The organism is Halorussus amylolyticus, assembly GCF_004143485.2.
Classification (GTDB): domain Archaea; phylum Halobacteriota; class Halobacteria; order Halobacteriales; family Haladaptataceae; genus Halorussus; species Halorussus amylolyticus.
This window is the reverse complement of sequence record NZ_ML974130.1, coordinates 290,118-306,924: the sequence shown is the minus strand read 5'-3', so window position 1 is coordinate 306,924 and position 16,807 is coordinate 290,118. Positions and strand designations below refer to the sequence as shown.

Sequence of the window (16,807 nt, the reverse complement as noted above, 5' to 3'; positions counted from 1 at the left end):
AGTGCGGTCCCGGTGAGGCTCGGAATCAATCCGATTCTTCGACCGCGTCGAGTCGGTACACCGCGGTCCGGTCGATTGACTCCTCGGACATCTCCTCGTAATCCTCGCCGACGGTCAGGTGAGGCGCGAACTTCGCCATGAACCGTTCGAGGACGCCGCGCTTTCGCGCGGCGTCCTCGACCAGCGCGACCGTACCGCGGGCGACGACCGACCGCGAGCGTCACTCAGAGGATGCGAATCGAAGCCCCTCACTCGGCGAACTGGCGTTCGAGGAGCGTGACGAGCAGGTACGCGCCGAGTCGCCCGGTCCCCTCGGTGGGGTCGTAGCGCGGCGCGACCTCCATCAGGTCGGCCGCGCCGACCGCGTCGTGACCGCCGAGAATTTCCATCGTTTCGAGCGCCTGGTCGGCCGAGAGACCGCCGGGTTCGGGGGTTCCGGTTCCGGGCGCGACGCTCGGGTCCACGGCGTCGATGTCGAAGGTGACGTACACCGCGTCGGCGTCTTCCGCGGCGGCATCGACGGCATCGGTAACGACCTCGGCGATACCCCGGTCGCGAACGTCGCGAGCGGTGAACAGATTCAGTCCCGACTCGTCGGCGAACTCGAAGAAGTCGGGCGACTCGTACCCCCGGATGCCGACTTGGCTGACGTGTTCGAAGTCGGTGTGGGGCGATTCGGCGATGAGGTTCGTGCTCGACCCGTGGAAGTGGTCGCCGAAAATAGCGCTCTCGGCGACGGTGTCGGTGTGGGCGTCGATTTGGACGAACCCCACGGTGTCGTGGTCGGTGGCTTCCGCGAACCCCCGAAACGCCGGGAAGGTGCAGTAGTGGTCGCCGCCGAGGACGACCGGAAACGCCTGCTCGGCGATGGTGGCGACGTGGGCCGTGATGCTCTCGGCGGTCTTCTCGCGGTCCATCGGAAACACGGGGGCGTCCCCGCAGTCGGCGAGCGCGAGATTTCCGAAATCGACCTGCCGACCCGTCTGCATGTTGGTCAGACCGCCCTTGTACCCCGAGAGGTACGCCCACCACGCGCTCGCCCGCCGAATCGCGCCGGGACCGTACCTCGCGCCCGGTCGGTTGCTCACCGCGCCGTCGTAGGGGACGCCCAGCACGCCCGCGTCGAAGTCCGCGAGGTCCTCGACCGCGCGCTTGTCGGCTTTCAGAAACGTGTCGATGCCCGCGTACGCGAGTTCGATTTCGGATTCGGGATAGCGTTCGCGGAACGCGCGCGCCGAACGCGGGCGGGTCCGGTCTGAGTGCGGACGGTCGGGGTCGGTCATCGGCGACTCACCTCGGGCGTCTCGGCGGTCGGTCTCGGCCGGTCTCGGTTCGCGAACCGGAGCGATTGGAATCCCATCACCTGCGGATGACTCGGCCACGACCATAACGATACCTTCCGCGCGAAATTATCCGTCCGAGCGAAGAACAAATTTATACGGCGTTACGAGAGTATTTTCTGATGATGGTCCCTCCACTCTCGCGTCGAACGACCCTTCGGTTCGCTGGCGTCGGCCTCACCGCGCTGCTTCCGGGATGTTCGATTCTTGCCGACGGCGGCGCGCGCTACTCGCTGTTGAGCAGTCCGGCGGGCGGCACCACGCTCACCGACCTGTTCGCGTGGGAACCGAGACGGGGAGGATTGCACGTCCGGTATCACCTCGATGCGCTGACCGCCGAACTACTCGATTCGGGAACGCTCGCGACCGAAGCACAGCCCATCGGTCCCTACGACTCCGACACCGAGCCGACACCGGCCTACGTCGAACACGACGGAGCGTACTATCGCGTCCGGGTGACCGACGTCGAGGACGTGTCGCTCGACCGGTGGGAGTTCTGGTTCGAACCGACGGACGAACCCCCGTCGGACGCCGACCCGGTCGAAAATCCGGACGAAGGACTGTCCGACCTCGACGCCGACGTCGTGGAATGGGCCGCCCAAGACGCAATCAGAGCGATAGTGAACGACGACGACCGCTCGGCCGCGTCACAGGGCGAGCGCGGCGTGGTCTACTTCGAGCCGATGGACCCGGACGACAGCGACCTCGTTCCCGACCCGCCCTTCGAGTACGTGCAGGTCGAACCCGACACCGAGTTCCTGAGCGAGAAGCAGACGTTGCGCGCACACGCCGAGAAGGGGAGCGTCGAGACGAGGCGTTACGTCCACGAAACCGAGCAGGTGGCCGAGTCCGAGTCGGAGTTACGCGAGATTCTCATCGACCACATCGACGCTACGTTCGACGACGCGAGCCCGGACGTTCGGGACATCCTCGAGGAGACCAGCGGCGGCACGTACGCCGAGCGCGACCCGATTTCCGAGTCGTTCGAGCGACTCATCGAGCGACTCGGTATCGAGGATGCGTCGCCGCCCGACGAGTCGGGGGCCTCGCGTGCGTGGCGTCGTCACTACGAGTACGGCGGAAATTACTACGCGACGACGCTTCGGGTGCGAAACGACTGATAGTGATTGCAGTGATTGTTTTCGGCGGGACCAAAAATCGGAGAGAAGTCGCTCGCCGTCGCGGATTCAGTAGAGTTGTTCGATGAGCGCGTGGGTGTAGGAGTAGCCGTAGGTCAGGGAGTTCGCGCTGGCTTCGACGATGTCGTTGTAGTCCGACGAGTCCCAACTGTCGATGTCGGTGCCGTTTTCTTTCACACGGTGGAACACCTCGTACGAGTAGCTGTTGGCCTCGTCCGCGACTTGGGAAACGCAGTCGAAGGGGTCGTTGTTGTAGGATACCATCGTGCAGTCGTCGAGGAAGTTCTCGCCCGACGTGAAGTTGTTCTTGACCCACTCTTCGTAGCCGGAGTGGAGGTCGAAGTAGGGGTCGATGACGCCGCACCCATCGGAGTCACAGTGGATGTCGAAGTTCATCTGTTCGAGACCCATACCGGCGTGAAGCGGCACCGAAACGTCTTGGACGTAATGGATTGCGCGTCCGAGGTGTTCGCGCCGGTCCGAGTAAGACTCGTCCTCGGCTTTGCCCATCTCGTAGGCGCAGAACCACGGTGCACCCCCGAGACCATCGAACTCTATCGTCGTGTTGTATCCGAGGTTGACGGTGTAGGAGTTCGGGTCGTAGTAGTGACCGAAGTAATGGGCGAACGCGTTGAGACCCTCTTTGATTTTATCTTTGACCCAGTTTGGCCAGTCCGCCGACTCCACGAGCTGTCCACAGCCGTTACACGGGTCCACGTCCGGGTCCGGCGAGTGACCGACGATGTCGTCAACCTCGTAGCTGTAGAGGTCGAAGTGGCTGTCGAGTACGTCTTCAGTCATCGCTTCGTGAGTCGAACCGTACCACTGGGCGTCGATTTCGTCCTTCCCGCCGTTCTCTTCGGCGAATCCCACGGCGACCGCCTCGCCCGCGTTCGAGAACTGGTCGGCGTCATCGCTACTGGCGAGCGCCTGCGGTCCGTCGTCGGCGAGCGTGAAGACGAAGTCCTTCCCATCGCGGACCTTCCGAACGTCGTACTTCCGCCAGAGGTCCTTGAGCGTGTCGCGGGCCTCGCGTTCGGCGGACTCGTCCATCTTCGCCTGCTCGACCAGTTCGAGCAGGCGGTCCTCGTCGAGCGTCAGCAGGTCGTACTGGGGCGTGAGCGACGTGAGCGAGTCGTCCACGAGCAGTTTGCTGTGGTCGGGATAGGGGACCTCGCCCTCGACTCTGTTCTCGCTCTGCCCGTTCGCGGCGCTGGTACCCGCGAGGCCGGACAGACCGACGCCGACGAGCGCACCGGAAGTCGCTTTCAGGACGGTTCGACGGCCGACGTTCGATGCGTCTTTGCTACGGTTTGAATGGTCTCGCACCATATTTTCTAATTTTTACAGAAAGTAATAAAATTTTATACAATCAATATATAGTGAAATGTATGTGGCGGACACCCGCGTCCCGTTCGACGACGCCGGACAGCAGTGGATTGAAACCCACCCCGTTCGTCGTAGTCGCCAGCGACGTTCGCGTGAGGATACCGATGACTGACACCACCCGAATCACCCGACTCGACGATGCCACAATTCGCAAAATCGCGGCCGGGGAGGTCGTAGAGCGCCCCGCGTCGGCGGTCAAGGAACTGGTCGAGAACAGCCTCGACGCCGACGCCAGTCGAATCGACGTGACGGTCGAGGCGGGCGGCACCGACCGAATCGTCGTGAGCGACGACGGCGTCGGGATGACCGAGTCCGCGGTCCGGGCCGCGGTCCGCCAGCACACCACGAGCAAGATTCGAGACGCCGACGACCTCGACGCGGGCGTGGACACCCTCGGCTTCCGCGGCGAGGCGCTCCACACCATCGGCGCGGTCTCTCGCGTGACCATCACCACGAAACCGCGGGCCGGCGAGACCGGCACCGAACTCCGGATGGAGGGCGGCGAGGTGGAGTCGGTCGGACCCGCGGGGTGTCCGGAGGGCACCGCGGTCGAAGTCTCGGACCTGTTCTACAACACCCCCGCGCGCCGGAAGTACCTCAAGACGACGACCACCGAGTTCTCGCACGTCAACACGGTCGTCACGCGGTACGCGCTCGCGAACCCCGACGTGGCGGTGTCGCTGACCCACGGCGACCGCGAGGTGTTCGCTACCGAGGGTCGAGGCGACCTCCCCTCGGCCGTGCTGTCGGTGTACGGCCGGGAGGTCGCAACTTCGATGATAGCGGTCGAAGGAGGGGCCGAGTCGGTCGAAGTCTCCGGTTACGTCAGCGACCCCGAGACGACCCGGAGCACCCGCGAGTACGTCTCGACGTACGTCAACGGCCGGTACGTCAGCGACGGCGCGGTCCGGGACGCGATTCTCGCGGCCTACGGCGGCCAGCTCTCGACCGAGCGCTACCCCTTCGCGGTGCTGTTCGTAGACGTTCCGCCGGGCGAAGTCGATGTCAACGTTCACCCGAGAAAAATGGAGTGTCGGTGGGAGCACGAGTCGGCAGTCCGCGACGCGGTCGAGCGCGCGGTGGAGTCGGCCCTGCTCGACCACGGCCTGATTCGGTCGTCCGCGCCGCGCGGCGCGAGCGCGCCCGACGAGGCGCGCGTCGAACCCGAGCGCGAGCGAGCGGACGCGAGCGAGGGTGAGCAGGCCGAACTGGCGGTCGGCGCGGACAGCGCCGACCGAGAGCAATCGACGCTCGACGGGAAGGGCGATTCCGACCCGCCGACCGAAACGGGCGACTCGGACGATGCGCGTGGGACGGCGAGTACGAAACCGGAAGGCTCGCGCGCTCGCTCCCGGACGGGAGCGAGCGCGCGAGCAGAGGCAGGTGGGGACGCAGGGACGAGTCCGGATGCGCACGCAGGGACGAGCACGAACGCAGGAGTGAATACGGACACGGAAACGACCGCGAACACCCAGACGACCGCCGCGAACGCCGAAGCGACCGACGACGCGCCGACCGATTCGACCCGGAAGTTCGCGGCTCCGACCGAAGCCGAGACGCTGGCTGGCGACCCGACGCACGCACCCGAGTTCGATAGCCTCCCCCGGATGCGAATTATGGGCCAACTCCACGACACCTACGTCGTCGCCGAGACGCCCGACGGACTCGTGTTGGTAGACCAGCACGCCGCCGACGAGCGAGTCAACTACGAGCGCCTCGCTCGGGAGTTCGCCGAGGATTCGACCACCCAGATGCTGGCGCAGCCGGTCGAACTCGAACTCACCGCGGGCGAGGCCGCGGTGTTCGACGAGTACCGGGAGGCGCTGGAGACGCTCGGCTTCCGCGGCGAACTGGTCGGCGACCGGGAGGTCGTCGTCCGAACCGCGCCCACCGTCCTCGACGCCACGCTCGACCCCGAACTCCTTCGGGACGCCCTGAGCGAGTTCGTCTCGACCGACGCCGACGACCGGGGCGAAACGGTCGAGGCCGTGGCCGACGACCTGCTCGCGGACCTCGCCTGTTATCCCTCGATTACGGGCAACACCTCGCTCCGCGAGGGGTCGGTCGTGGACCTGCTGGCGGCGCTCGACAATTGTGAGAACCCCTACGCCTGCCCGCACGGCCGTCCGGTGATAATCGAGTTCGCGCGCGAGGAAATCGAAGACCGGTTCGAGCGCGACTATCCGGGACACGGGGGACGGCGTTCGGAAGAATAAGTCCGAGACGGTCTCCGGACGGCGGGCTACTCCTCGACGGCGAGCGTTCCGTTCGCCGTTTGGTCGTCGTTGAGCGTCACGGAAACGTCGTACTCGCCCGATTCGGCGGGGTTGTCAACTGCGGGATACGCCACGACGACCGCGTCGCCGTCTTCGAGCATGTACCCCGTGTCGAGTCCCACGGTGAACGAGTACTCGTTGTTGTTGACGCCGCTGACGTGCGTCTCGTTGAACTCCTGCTCGACCTCGCCGTCGCCGTCCGTATCGACGCCGAGCGCGACCGCGCCGTGCTTCGCTCCGTCCACGGTGAACTCCTCGCGCAGGTAGGTCGCGGACAGCGACTCCCACTCGCTCCCGGCGGTCGATTCGTTCACCTCGACGCGGAGGGTGTGTTCGACACCCGTCGCGTCCGGCGTCGAGTTGGCCGCCGAGACGACGGAGGCACCGTCCTCGCCGGTCGCGCCGTCGTCCTCACCGGTCACGCCGCCGTCCTCGCCGGTGGTGCCATCGCTGAGCGCGCCGCCAGCGAACCCCGAGCATCCGGCGAGCGATACGAGCAGCGCCAACGCTATCGCGGCAGTGAGTCGTCGCATACGTGGGTGCTCGAAACGTGCGCGGTGAAAGCCTTGTGGCTCGCGGACGCCGAAGCGGAACCCTCGGTTCTACGCGCTCTCGCTCGCCGCTTCGATGGCTTGGTCGAGGTCCGCGACGATGTCGTCGAGGTCTTCGATGCCGACCGAGAGACGAACGAGGTCCGGGGTGGTTCCGCTGGCCAACTGCTCCTCCTCGGTGAGTTGCTGGTGGGTCGTGCTCGCCGGGTGGATGATGAGCGTCTTGGCGTCGCCGACGTTGGCGAGCAGGCTCGCCAACTCGGTCTCCTCGGTGACCGAGCGCCCGGCCTCGTAGCCGCCCTCCAGCCCGAACGTTATCATCCCGCCGTAGCCCCCGTCGAGGTACTCGCTCGCGTTGTCGTGGGTCTCGTGGCTCTCCAGTCCGGGGTAGGCGACCCACGCCACCTCGTCGTGATTTTCGAGGTACTCCGCGACCGCCAGCGCGTTCTCGCAGTGCTTCGCCATGCGCAGGGGTAGCGACTCCAGTTTCTGGAGAGTGACCCACGCGTCGAACGGCGACTGCTGATTCCCGAGGTCGCGGAGTCCGCGAGCGCGGGCGGCGTAGGCGAACGCGGCGTCGCCGAACCGCTCGCGGAAGTTCACGCCGTGGTACGCGGGGTTCTCCGCCGCGATTTCGGGGAAGTCGCCCTCCTCCCACGGGAAGGTGCCGCCGTCGATGAGCGCGCCGCCGACGGTCGAACCGCTCCCGTGAATCCACTTGGTGGTCGAGTGCCAGACGATGTCCGCGCCGTGTTCGATGGGGTTGCAGAGGTACGGCGTCGCGAAGGTGTTGTCTACCACCAGCGGCACGTCGTGGTCGTGGGCGATGTCGGCAATTCGCTCTATATCCGGGGTCACGAGCGCGGGGTTGCCCACGGTTTCGAGGTGGACGAACGCGGTGTCGTCGTCGATGGCCTCGTCGTAGGCGTCGTAGTCGAGCGTGTCCACGAACTTCGCATCGACGCCCCGCCGGGGCGCGGTGTGGGTGAAGTAGGTGTAGGTGCCGCCGTAGAGCGACGACGCCGTGACGACGTTGTCGCCCCGCTCGGCGAGCACGAACGTTGCGAGATTGAGCGCGCCCATCCCGCTCGCGGTGGCGAGTCCCGCGACGCCGCCTTCGAGGGTGGCGAGTCGCTCCTCCAACGTCGCGTTCGTCGGGTTCATGATTCGGCTGTAGATGTTGCCCGGTTCTTCGAGCGCGAACAGCGACGCGGCGTGTTCGGCGTCGTCGAAGACGTACGAGGTGGTCTGGTAGATTGGCGGCGCGCGCGACCCGGTCGCGGAGTCGGGGTCCTGTCCGGCGTGGACGCTCTCGGTGTTGAATCCGCGAGCGTCGGGTTCGGGGTCGGAGTCGGTCATGTTCGTCGGGGACAACGGGGCGCGGTCGTTTAGGTCGCCTGACAGGGGCAACTTCTGCACGCAGTCCGGAGTCCCGGCAATCGAACCCTGCTGCAGGTCAAAGAGAACGGCGCGAATCAGTTCGGGCGGTCTCGGTGCTTCTCCGAGAACGTATCGCCGACCGAGTAAATTATGGCACGCGGGGGCGATGGCCGACGTATGACCGACCTCGTCACGTTCGGAGAGACGATGCTTCGGCTCTCGCCGCCCCACGGCGAGCGCCTCGAAACCGCCACCGACCTCGAATTTCGGGCGGCGGGCGCGGAGAGCAACGTCGCGGTCGCGGCCGCGCGACTCGGCGCGGACGCGACGTGGACTTCGAAACTCCCCGACTCGCCGCTCGGGCGGCGAGTCGTCGCGGGACTCCGCCAGCACGGCGTCGAGACCGACGTGGTCTGGAGCGACGAGGGCCGACAGGGCACCTACTACCTCGAACACGGCGGCAAGCCCCGGGGCACGAACGTCATCTACGACCGCGAGGGCGCGGCGGTCACGACCGCCGAGTTCGCGGAACTCCCGGTTCCCCGGGTCCGGGACGCGGAGTACTTCTACACGAGCGGCATCACGCCCGCGCTCTCGGAGACGCTGGAAGCGACGACGGCGGACCTGCTCGCCGCCGCGTCCGACGCCGGGACGACCACCGCGTTCGACGTGAACTACCGGTCGAAGCTCTGGAGTCCCGACTCCGCCCGCGAGACGCTCGAAGGCCTGTTTCCCGACGTGGACGTGCTCGTGACCGCCGCGCGCGACGCCCGCGAGGTGCTGGCGCGCGAGGGCGACCCCAAGGAGATTGCGGACGGACTAACCGAGGAGTTCGACTTTGAGACGGTCGTCGTGACCCGCGGCGACGAGGGCGCGCTCGCGCGCCACGAGGGCGAGGTTCACGAACAGGGGGCCTTCGAGACCGACACCCTCGACCCAATCGGGACGGGCGACGCCTTCGTCGGGGCGTTCCTCGCGCGCCGACTCGCGGGCGACGACGTGCCCACCGCGCTGGAGTACGGGTCGGCGACCGCGGCGCTCAAGCGGACGATTCCGGGCGACGTGGCGGTCGTGACGCGCGACGAGGTCGAGACCGTGTTGGCGGAGAAGGGCGGCGAAATCTCGCGTTGAGAGCGGAAGCGACGTTTCGGGTCCGGAATCCGAGACGAAGACGCCGCCGGTGTCCTCTCACGCCGCTAGGAGGAGGCCAGAAAGCGTATACTCGAGTACCCGCTCAGCGACGACGTAATGGAACGCGCAGCGACCGCCCTACTGGTCCTCGTCGCGGTCGCGAGCGTCGCCCCGGTCGCGGTCGGCGGGACCGACACCACCTCGACCGCGGCGGGAGCGTCCGGCGAAGGGTACGCCGGAACCCACGTCTCGTTCGCGGCCGACGAGCGCGCCGTGACAGACTACGCGGTCGGCGGCGAGACGATGCTCGATTCCGTCCGAATCGAGTCCCAGCAGAGCGTCACCGAGGGCGGCGGCGTGGACGTCGGCGGGGCGCTCTCGGGCGTGACGGCCATCGAAGGGGCCGCACTCAGTCTCGAAGCCCGGTCCGAAACCGAGGCACACGTCGAGACCGAGAACGGAACCGCGCTGACCGCCCACGACAACGACCGCGGAATCTTCGTGGTCGAACCGAACGAGTCGTCGTACGTCGTCGCGGCCCTTCCGGACGGTGCGAACGCGACGTCCGAGACCGACTCGCGAGCGTCCGTGAGGACCGCGAACGGCACGCCGGGAACCCTGCTCGTCGTCGGCGAAGGGAGCGTCACAGTCAACGACGAGGGCGACGTGACCGCCCGACTCGGCGATGGCGGCCGACTCGTCTTCCGGGCGTACCCCGATGGCAAAACCGACATCGACCGTGAACAGGAGCGCCTCGTCGCCACGGGAGCCGCGAAGGCCGAGGTCCACATCGCGAGCGAGGACGGCGAGGTGGTCGCCGACACCGTCAGCTACGACGACGAGACGACGCTCTCGGCGAACCGAACGACGCAAGGCGCGGTCGAAATTGAGGTGAATCGAACGATTCCGGAGGGAACGGTCGTCATCGCGCACGTCTCCGAGCGCGTCCTGAACACCACCGGAAACCTCCGGGTCGCGGTGGACGGCGAGGAGGCCGTCGAGGCCGCGGCCGTGACCCAACTGGAGAGCGCACTCGGAAGCGAGCGCTCGCGGTTTCTGGTGGCCGAGGGCGGCGAGACCACCGCCGACGTGCTGGTCGCGGTGAACCGCTTCTCCGAGCGCACGATTTCGATGTCGTCGGACGCGCCGCCCGCGCCAGAGACGACGACCGAGACGGCGACGACGACCGAATCGGAAACTGCGGCCGCACCGGAAACCACGACCGAACTGGGGACGACCGACGACTCCGAGGAGACGACGCCTGACGAAGAAACGACTCCCAGAGAGAGGACGACTCCCGGCGAGAGCGACGGAGCGGTCCCCGGCTTCACGCCGGGGACCGCGGCCGTCGCGGTCGGCGCGGCCGTCGCGGGCGCGCTTCTCGCCCGACGCCGGTGAGCCGAGTCGAGCGTTCTTCGGGTTCCGAGTCGCTTCGGTCGCGGCCGCGCGTGCCGCGGGCGAACTTCTAATGTATCGGCCGTCGAGACACGACGTATGACCACTCGCGTCGTCGTCATCGGAGCCTACGGAAGCGCCGGAGTCGCGGTCGCACAGCGATTGGCCGACGAACCCGACGTTGACCTCGTCCTCGCAGACGACGGCGACCCCGGCGGCGGCCTCTGCATCCTCCGGGGGTGCATGCCTTCGAAGGAGGTGCTGTCGGCGGCCGAACACCGATTTCAGGTGCGCCACGACGACCGGACCGAAGGGACGCCCGAGGTCGATTTGGACGCGGTCGTGGAGACCAAAGAGGAACACGTCCAGAACTTCGCCAAACACCGCCGGGCCGCGGTCCACGGACTCGCCGAGCGCGAGAACGTCGAATTTATCCGCGAGACCGCTCGGTTCGTGGACGACCGCACGGTCGCGGTCGGCGACCGGGAAATCGAAGCCGACTACGTCGTCGTCGCCACGGGTTCGACCGTCAACGTCCCCGACTTGGAGGGTCTCGAAGACGTGGACTACACGACCAGCGCGGACGTGCTCGACGCGACCGAGTTCCCCGATTCGGGCGTCGTGATGGGTTTCGGCTACGTCGGTCTCGAACTGGTGCCGTATCTCACCGAGGCCGCCGGGATGGACATCACCGTCATCGAACACGACGACTACCCGCTCGACGAGGCCGACGACCCGTTCGGCGAGACTCTGCTCGACCTCTACCGCGAGGAGTTCGGCGTCGAGGTGGTGACCAACGCCTCCGAGCAGTCTGTGGAATCGACCGACGACGGCGGGGTTCGCCTCCACGTCGAGCGCGAGGATGGCGACGATGGGACGGAAGCGAGTGCGATAGAGGCCGACGAACTGTTCCTGTTCACGGGTCGCCGTCCGGCGGTGGACACTCTCGGACTGGAGAACACACCTCTCGAACCCGAATCCGGGTGGGTCGCCGACACGATGCAGGCGAGTTCAGACGACCGGGTGTTCGTGGTCGGTGACGCGAACGGCCACGAACCCATCCTCCACGTCGCCAAAGAGCAGGGGTTCCTCGCGGCGGACAACATCGTCGCGCACCGCGACGGCGGGGAGGTCGAACCGTACCGCAACGTCCACCACCACGTGGTCTTCTCGGGCGTGGGCGTCTACCCCTTCGCCCGCGTCGGCGTCTCGGAAAGCGCGGTGGCGGCCGAGAACCGCGAATACGTCGCGGTCGAGCGCGAGGCGCGGAACGACGGCGTCTTCAAGACCAAGGCGGTCCCGGAGGGACTCGCGAAGTTGGTCGTGGACGCCGACGACGGCACCGTGCTGGGGTATCAGGGACTGCACTACCACGCCGACGTGATGGCGAAGACGATGCAGATGGCGGTGGAGATGGAACTCGACGTGCGCGAGATTCCCGACCGGGCCTACCACCCTACGACGCCCGAGATTCTCGACGGCCTGATTCGGGACGCGGCCGAGCAGTTGGAGTGATTCGGACGTACTGAAGCGGTTCAGACGCACTCCTCGGGAGCGATTCAGACGTACTGCTCGGGATTTTCTTCGAACGCGGCCCGGTGTTCCTCACCGCAAAATGCGTAGAGTTCGCCCTCGTACTCGACCGTCGCCGGAGCGTAGGACTCCTCGCGGTAGTCGGTCTCCTCGGGGCTGGTCGCGTCCACGTCCATCCCGCAGACCGGGCACTCTGGCATCGTCTGGCGTAGGGTCGCCGACCCGGAATACGTTGTGGCCGACTCCGAACTCCACGACGCCGAGCGCGGTCGGAGACCGCGCTCGGCGTCGCTTTCGAAGCGGCCGCAAGGCGCTTCACTTTCGGAGAGGCCGCAATGTACATCCGTTCGAGCGACGAATTACACCCGATGGCACTCATCGAAATCAACCTCGAAAAGCCTGCACTCATCGAGGAGCGACCCGGTAGCGGCGAGTCGTCCGGCCGAACCGCCCGCGAGCGAACCGTTCGAAGCGAGGACGGCGAACGCGGCGGCCGGGGCGGTGGTGCGAAAGTCGTCGGCGTCCTCGCCGCGCTCGCCGTAATCGGCCTGCTCGGCCGCCGACTCCGGGGTCGCGGGAGCGACGAGGAGACCGTCGAGATGGAGGTCGAAGTCGAATCGGGCGAGGAGGCGTCCGAATCGAGCGGCGGCGCGAAAGGAAAGCTGGCGGGCGTCCTCGGACTGGTCCTCGCGGCCGCGAGCGTGGCGGCCGTCGCTCGAAAGCGTCGGAACTAAGCGTTCTCTATCGGTTTTTGAAGCCTTCGTGAGTCGAGATGACGGCGTTTGCTCGCGGAATGTCACACCTTCTCGACCCGACCACTGTTCAACAGTTCGGCACAAAAACTTAAATGTGATGTGCGAGTTACCCGAAACTACTCGCACACCATGCCGACCAACTCCGGAGCCCACGACCTGCGCGACCTTCGCCGCCTCGCGGACCCGAACCGGGAGACCCCCGAGGCGTTCGCCGAGGAGGGCGAGCAACTGCCCGCGCCGCCCGACGAGGTGCTCAGACACGGCCAACGCGACGAACTGGTTCGGCTCCAGAGCCAGTTTTCGGCGGTCGGCGCGCTCCCCGAGAAGCCGTACCTCGACGGACTTCCGGACCGCTACGGCGCGGAGGTCGTCGTCTTCGAGTGGCTCGATTTCCTCATCAACAAGGCCGGGTTCGAGAACACCGGCAACGCCCTCCAGTACTACGAGGACGTGGGCTGGATAACCGAGACGACCCGCGAACGCCTCCGGGAGTACATGCGCGGATTCTCGGAGGTCGAGAGCTTCGACCCCGACCGGCCGGGTCCGGCCGACCTCGACATGGACGACCACGTGCTGAGCCTGGTGTACATCGCGCGATTGGCGTCGGTGTAGGGGGTTGGCGTCGGTGGGGTGGTGGCGGGAGAGACGGCAAGTCGGGAACCGACCGCGCGTGCAACATTCACGCAAGCGTGAAGCTATTTACCCTGTAGCCGATACTGGTACGACACGACTTTCATCACTATGGGGTGTCACGACGAGCCGACTGAAGGGGAGGGTGTGACCGCGAACCCGTCCGAGAGCAGTGACTTTTTCGAGCGATTAGTGAAGTCCGCGACCGACGCGGTCGTGACGACCGACGCCGACGGGACCGTCGTCTACGCGAATCCGGCCGCCGAGGAGCTACTGGGGTACGCGCCCGAGACCCTCCGAGGCCAGCGATTCCTCGACCTCGTTCCCGAGCGCTTCGAGGAGCGATACGAGACGTGGCGCAGTCGCTGTGGGGACGGCGATGCGGGGAGTTCGTCCGACGACGCGACCGGGAACGACGCGTTCGACGCGGCGTTGGTCACCGCGACCGGCGACGAGCGGCACGTCTCGGTGTCGGGGTTCGAACACGGAGTCGAGGGGCGAACGCTGTTCACCGGCGTCTTCCGCGAAGCGCCCGAGATGGGGAACCGGGACGAGCGCCTGCGCGACGAGCAGGCGCTCGTGGGGGAGATTTTCGACACCAGCCCCATCGCGTTCGCGGTTCGGGACGCCGGCGGCGAACTGCTGCGCGCGAACGACCGGGCCACCGAACTGGTCGGGGTCGGCGACGACGGCGAACTCCCATTCGATGCGGAGAGCTGCGACGACTGGACGGTGTACGACGCCGACGGCGACCCGCTCGCCGAGGAGGAGTTCCCGGTCGCGCGCACGCTCCGGACGGGCGAGGCCGTCTTCGGCGAGGAAATCGCGGTGGACCGACGCGACGGCTCGCGGGTGTGGCTCTCGGTGGACGTCGCCCCGGTGTCCGAGGACGGCGAGATACGCCGGGTCGTCAGCACCGCCGAGGAGATTACCGAACTCAAGCGCACGCAGGTCGAACTCGAACGCCGACGCGACGAACTCGAAACCGAACTCGGGGAGGTGTTCGACCGCGTCACCGACGCGTTCTTCGCGCTCGACGACGACTGGACGTTCACCTACGTCAACGACACCGCCGAGGAACTACTTTGGCGCACCGAGGCCGAACTCGTCGGCAAGAGCGTCTGGGACGCCTTCTCGGACGCGGTCGGGACGACGTTTCAGGACGAGTACGAGCGAGCGATGGAGACCCAGGAGGCGGTGTCGTTCGTGGAGTACTTCTCGCCGCTGTCGGCGTGGTTCGAGGTGCGGGCGTACCCCTCCGAGACGGGTCTCTCGGTGTACTTTCGGGACGTGAGCGAGCGCGAGCGCCGCGAGCGCGAACTCGAACGCTACGAGACCATCGTGGAGACGACCGACGACGGCATCTACATTCTGAACGACGACATGGAGTTCTCGATGGTCAACACCGCGCTGACCGGGATGGTGGGCCGCGACCGCGAGGACCTGCTCGGGCGGTCGGGCTGGGAGTTCATCGCCAACGACGAGGAGGTCCGCGAGGTGGTCGCCGAGCAGGTCGCCGAGATGGTGGCGGGCGACCGGACCTCCGCGACCGTCGAGGTGGTGGTCGAGGCCGGGGACGGGACGACGTTCCCGGCGGAGATACTGTTCGTCTCCCGAGAGACCGACGCGGGGCTCGAACACATCGGCGTGGTGCGCGATATCACCGAGCAGAAGCGCCGAGAGACCGAGTTGGAGAGCCGAATTCAGCAACAGCGCGTGGTCTCGGAGTTCTCCCAGCGCGCGCTCGAAGACCGACCGTTCGACGACCTGATGGATGAGGCGGTCGAACTCGTCGCCGAAACCCTCGGCCACGAGTACAGCAAGGTGCTCGAACTCCGGCCCGGGCAGAGCGACCTCCTACTCAGGGCGGGGAACGGCTGGGACGACGACGTGGTCGGGTCGGCCACCGTGGACACCGAACTCGGGTCGCAAGCGGGCTACACGCTCCTGTCCAAAGAGGCGGTGGTAGTCGAGGACTTCGAGACCGAGGACCGATTCTCGTGTCCCGACCTGCTCGCGTCCCACGGGGTCACGAGCGGCATCAGCACCGTCATCGGGTCGTTCGACGAACCGTGGGGAATCCTCGAAACCCATACCTCCGAGCGCCGGTCGTACGAAGACCACGACGTGCAGTTCGTCCAGAGCATGGCCCACGTCCTCACGACCGGGCTTCGACGGCGGGAGCGCGAGACCCAACTCGAACGCTACGAGACCATCGTCGAGACCGTCGAGGACGGCGTGTACGCGCTCGACGCCGACGAGCGGTTCGTGATGGTCAACGACGCGTTCCTCGAAATGACGGGGTACGACCGCGACGAACTCCTCGGGCGACACGCATCGGTCGTCCACAGCGACGAGGTCAACGAGCGCGCCGCCGAGATGAGCAAGCAAGTCGAAGACGAACTCGGGAGCGTGACGCTCGAACTCGAACTGCGGGCGAAGAACGGCGAGACGATTCCGATCGAGAGCCGATTCGGCCCGTACCGGTCCGACGACGGTGAGTTCGCCCGGACAGGCGTGACTCGGGACATCACCGAGCGAAAGGAGCGCGAGCGCGAACTCGAAGCCCAGAACGAGCGCCTCGACGCCTTCGCGAGCATGCTGGCTCACGAGCTCCGGAACCCCCTCGAAATCGCCCAGATTTACCTCGACATGGGAATCGGGAGTACCCCGACCGACCCGGACACCGCGCGGTCGTTCCGCGAAGTCGAGCAGGCGCTCGACCGAATCGAGGAGATGATAGACACCCTCCTCGTCGTGACCCGGCGGGGTGGCGACGTGGACACCACCGAGACCGTGGACCTCGGAGACGCCGCCGAACAGTGGTGGGAATCGCTCGACGACCGCGAGGGGACGCTCCGAATCGACACCGACCGCCGGATTTGGGCCGACCCGTCGCGGTTGGGCCAACTGCTCGAAAATCTGTTCCGGAACGCCGTCGAACACGGTTCGACGAGCAGTCGCACGACGTGCGACGACGCCGTGGAGCACGGCTCCACGGACGACGGAGAGACGGTCACGGTCCGAGTCGGTAACCTTCCGAACGGCTTCTTCGTGGCGGACGACGGGCCGGGCATCCCGGCCGACGAGCGCGAGCAGGTGTTCGAACCGGGCTACTCGACCAGCAACGTCGGCATCGGGTTCGGGCTAGCGGTGGTCGGCCAATTGGTCGAGGCCCACGACTGGGAATGCGAGATTACCGAGAGCGAAAAGGGTGGCGCGCGCTTCGAGTTCAGGAACGTCGAATTGGCGGACTGACGGGCGGCCCCGACCGGCCCACGAACCTCG

The 16,807-nt window shown here is 66.6% G+C and carries 13 protein-coding genes and 1 pseudogene; 8 read left to right on the top strand and 6 right to left on the bottom strand.

Annotation, left to right across the window (positions count from 1 at the left end):
* Positions 1-25 precede the first annotated feature (25 nt).
* Positions 26-202, bottom strand: a pseudogene (locus EKH81_RS01555) (hypothetical protein); the annotation flags it as partial.
* Between the two features lie 46 nt (positions 203-248).
* Positions 249-1,283, bottom strand: a complete 1,035-nt coding sequence (locus EKH81_RS01550; protein ID WP_132058238.1) for an agmatinase family protein — start codon at positions 1,281-1,283, stop codon at positions 249-251.
* A 179-nt stretch (positions 1,284-1,462) separates the two neighbouring features.
* On the opposite strand from EKH81_RS01550, the gene EKH81_RS01545 reads away from it, so the two are divergent.
* The gene (locus EKH81_RS01545) at positions 1,463-2,461 is read left to right on the top strand and encodes a hypothetical protein (RefSeq protein ID WP_132058088.1); all 999 of its coding nucleotides are present in this window, start codon (positions 1,463-1,465) and stop codon (positions 2,459-2,461) included.
* A 66-nt stretch (positions 2,462-2,527) separates the two neighbouring features.
* Here EKH81_RS01545 and EKH81_RS01540 read toward each other — a convergent pair whose 3' ends face one another.
* A complete protein-coding gene (locus EKH81_RS01540; protein ID WP_132058089.1) occupies positions 2,528-3,811 on the bottom strand; it encodes a phospholipase C/P1 nuclease family protein in 1,284 nt (427 codons plus the stop codon).
* Positions 3,812-3,972: 161 nt separating this feature from the next.
* Between EKH81_RS01540 and mutL the strand changes: the two genes are divergently transcribed.
* Positions 3,973-6,084 carry a DNA mismatch repair endonuclease MutL gene (mutL, locus tag EKH81_RS01535; protein WP_132058090.1) on the top strand — a complete coding sequence of 704 codons (2,112 nt, stop codon included), beginning with the start codon at positions 3,973-3,975 and terminating at the stop codon, positions 6,082-6,084.
* Between the two features lie 26 nt (positions 6,085-6,110).
* Here mutL and EKH81_RS01530 read toward each other — a convergent pair whose 3' ends face one another.
* Both EKH81_RS01530 and EKH81_RS01525 read right to left on the bottom strand, forming a co-directional pair.
* Positions 6,111-6,677 carry a hypothetical protein gene (locus EKH81_RS01530; RefSeq protein ID WP_132058091.1) on the bottom strand — a complete coding sequence of 189 codons (567 nt, stop codon included), beginning with the start codon at positions 6,675-6,677 and terminating at the stop codon, positions 6,111-6,113.
* 69 nt (positions 6,678-6,746) lie between these two features.
* Positions 6,747-8,054, bottom strand: a complete 1,308-nt coding sequence (locus EKH81_RS01525; RefSeq protein WP_132058092.1) for an O-acetylhomoserine aminocarboxypropyltransferase/cysteine synthase family protein — start codon at positions 8,052-8,054, stop codon at positions 6,747-6,749.
* A gap of 198 nt (positions 8,055-8,252) precedes the next feature.
* Here EKH81_RS01525 and kdgK1 point away from each other — a divergent pair, with 198 nt between their 5' ends.
* The 3 genes from kdgK1 (at position 8,253) to EKH81_RS01510 (ending at position 12,116) form a co-directional block, all read left to right on the top strand.
* Positions 8,253-9,206 (top strand): bifunctional 2-dehydro-3-deoxygluconokinase/2-dehydro-3-deoxygalactonokinase, encoded by a 954-nt coding sequence (gene kdgK1 / locus EKH81_RS01520; protein WP_132058093.1) that lies wholly within the window; start codon positions 8,253-8,255, stop codon positions 9,204-9,206.
* A 117-nt stretch (positions 9,207-9,323) separates the two neighbouring features.
* Positions 9,324-10,604 carry a hypothetical protein gene (locus EKH81_RS01515; RefSeq protein WP_132058094.1) on the top strand — a complete coding sequence of 427 codons (1,281 nt, stop codon included), beginning with the start codon at positions 9,324-9,326 and terminating at the stop codon, positions 10,602-10,604.
* Between the two features lie 96 nt (positions 10,605-10,700).
* Positions 10,701-12,116 (top strand): dihydrolipoyl dehydrogenase family protein, encoded by a 1,416-nt coding sequence (locus EKH81_RS01510; protein ID WP_132058095.1) that lies wholly within the window; start codon positions 10,701-10,703, stop codon positions 12,114-12,116.
* A 44-nt stretch (positions 12,117-12,160) separates the two neighbouring features.
* On the opposite strand, the gene EKH81_RS01505 is transcribed toward EKH81_RS01510, so the two are convergent.
* Positions 12,161-12,334: a YHS domain-containing protein gene (locus EKH81_RS01505; protein ID WP_132058096.1), complete on the bottom strand. Its 174-nt coding sequence runs from the start codon at positions 12,332-12,334 to the stop codon at positions 12,161-12,163.
* A 168-nt stretch (positions 12,335-12,502) separates the two neighbouring features.
* On the opposite strand from EKH81_RS01505, the gene EKH81_RS01500 reads away from it, so the two are divergent.
* The 3 genes from EKH81_RS01500 (at position 12,503) to EKH81_RS01490 (ending at position 16,777) form a co-directional block, all read left to right on the top strand.
* Positions 12,503-12,868, top strand: coding sequence for a hypothetical protein (locus EKH81_RS01500; RefSeq protein ID WP_132058097.1), 366 nt, complete (start codon positions 12,503-12,505; stop codon positions 12,866-12,868).
* A gap of 150 nt (positions 12,869-13,018) precedes the next feature.
* Positions 13,019-13,501, top strand: coding sequence for a FlaD/FlaE family flagellar protein (locus EKH81_RS01495; protein WP_132058098.1), 483 nt, complete (start codon positions 13,019-13,021; stop codon positions 13,499-13,501).
* A 129-nt stretch (positions 13,502-13,630) separates the two neighbouring features.
* On the top strand, positions 13,631-16,777 hold the full coding sequence (locus EKH81_RS01490; protein WP_132058099.1) for a PAS domain S-box protein: 3,147 nt from the start codon (positions 13,631-13,633) through the stop codon (positions 16,775-16,777).
* Positions 16,778-16,807 lie beyond the last annotated feature (30 nt).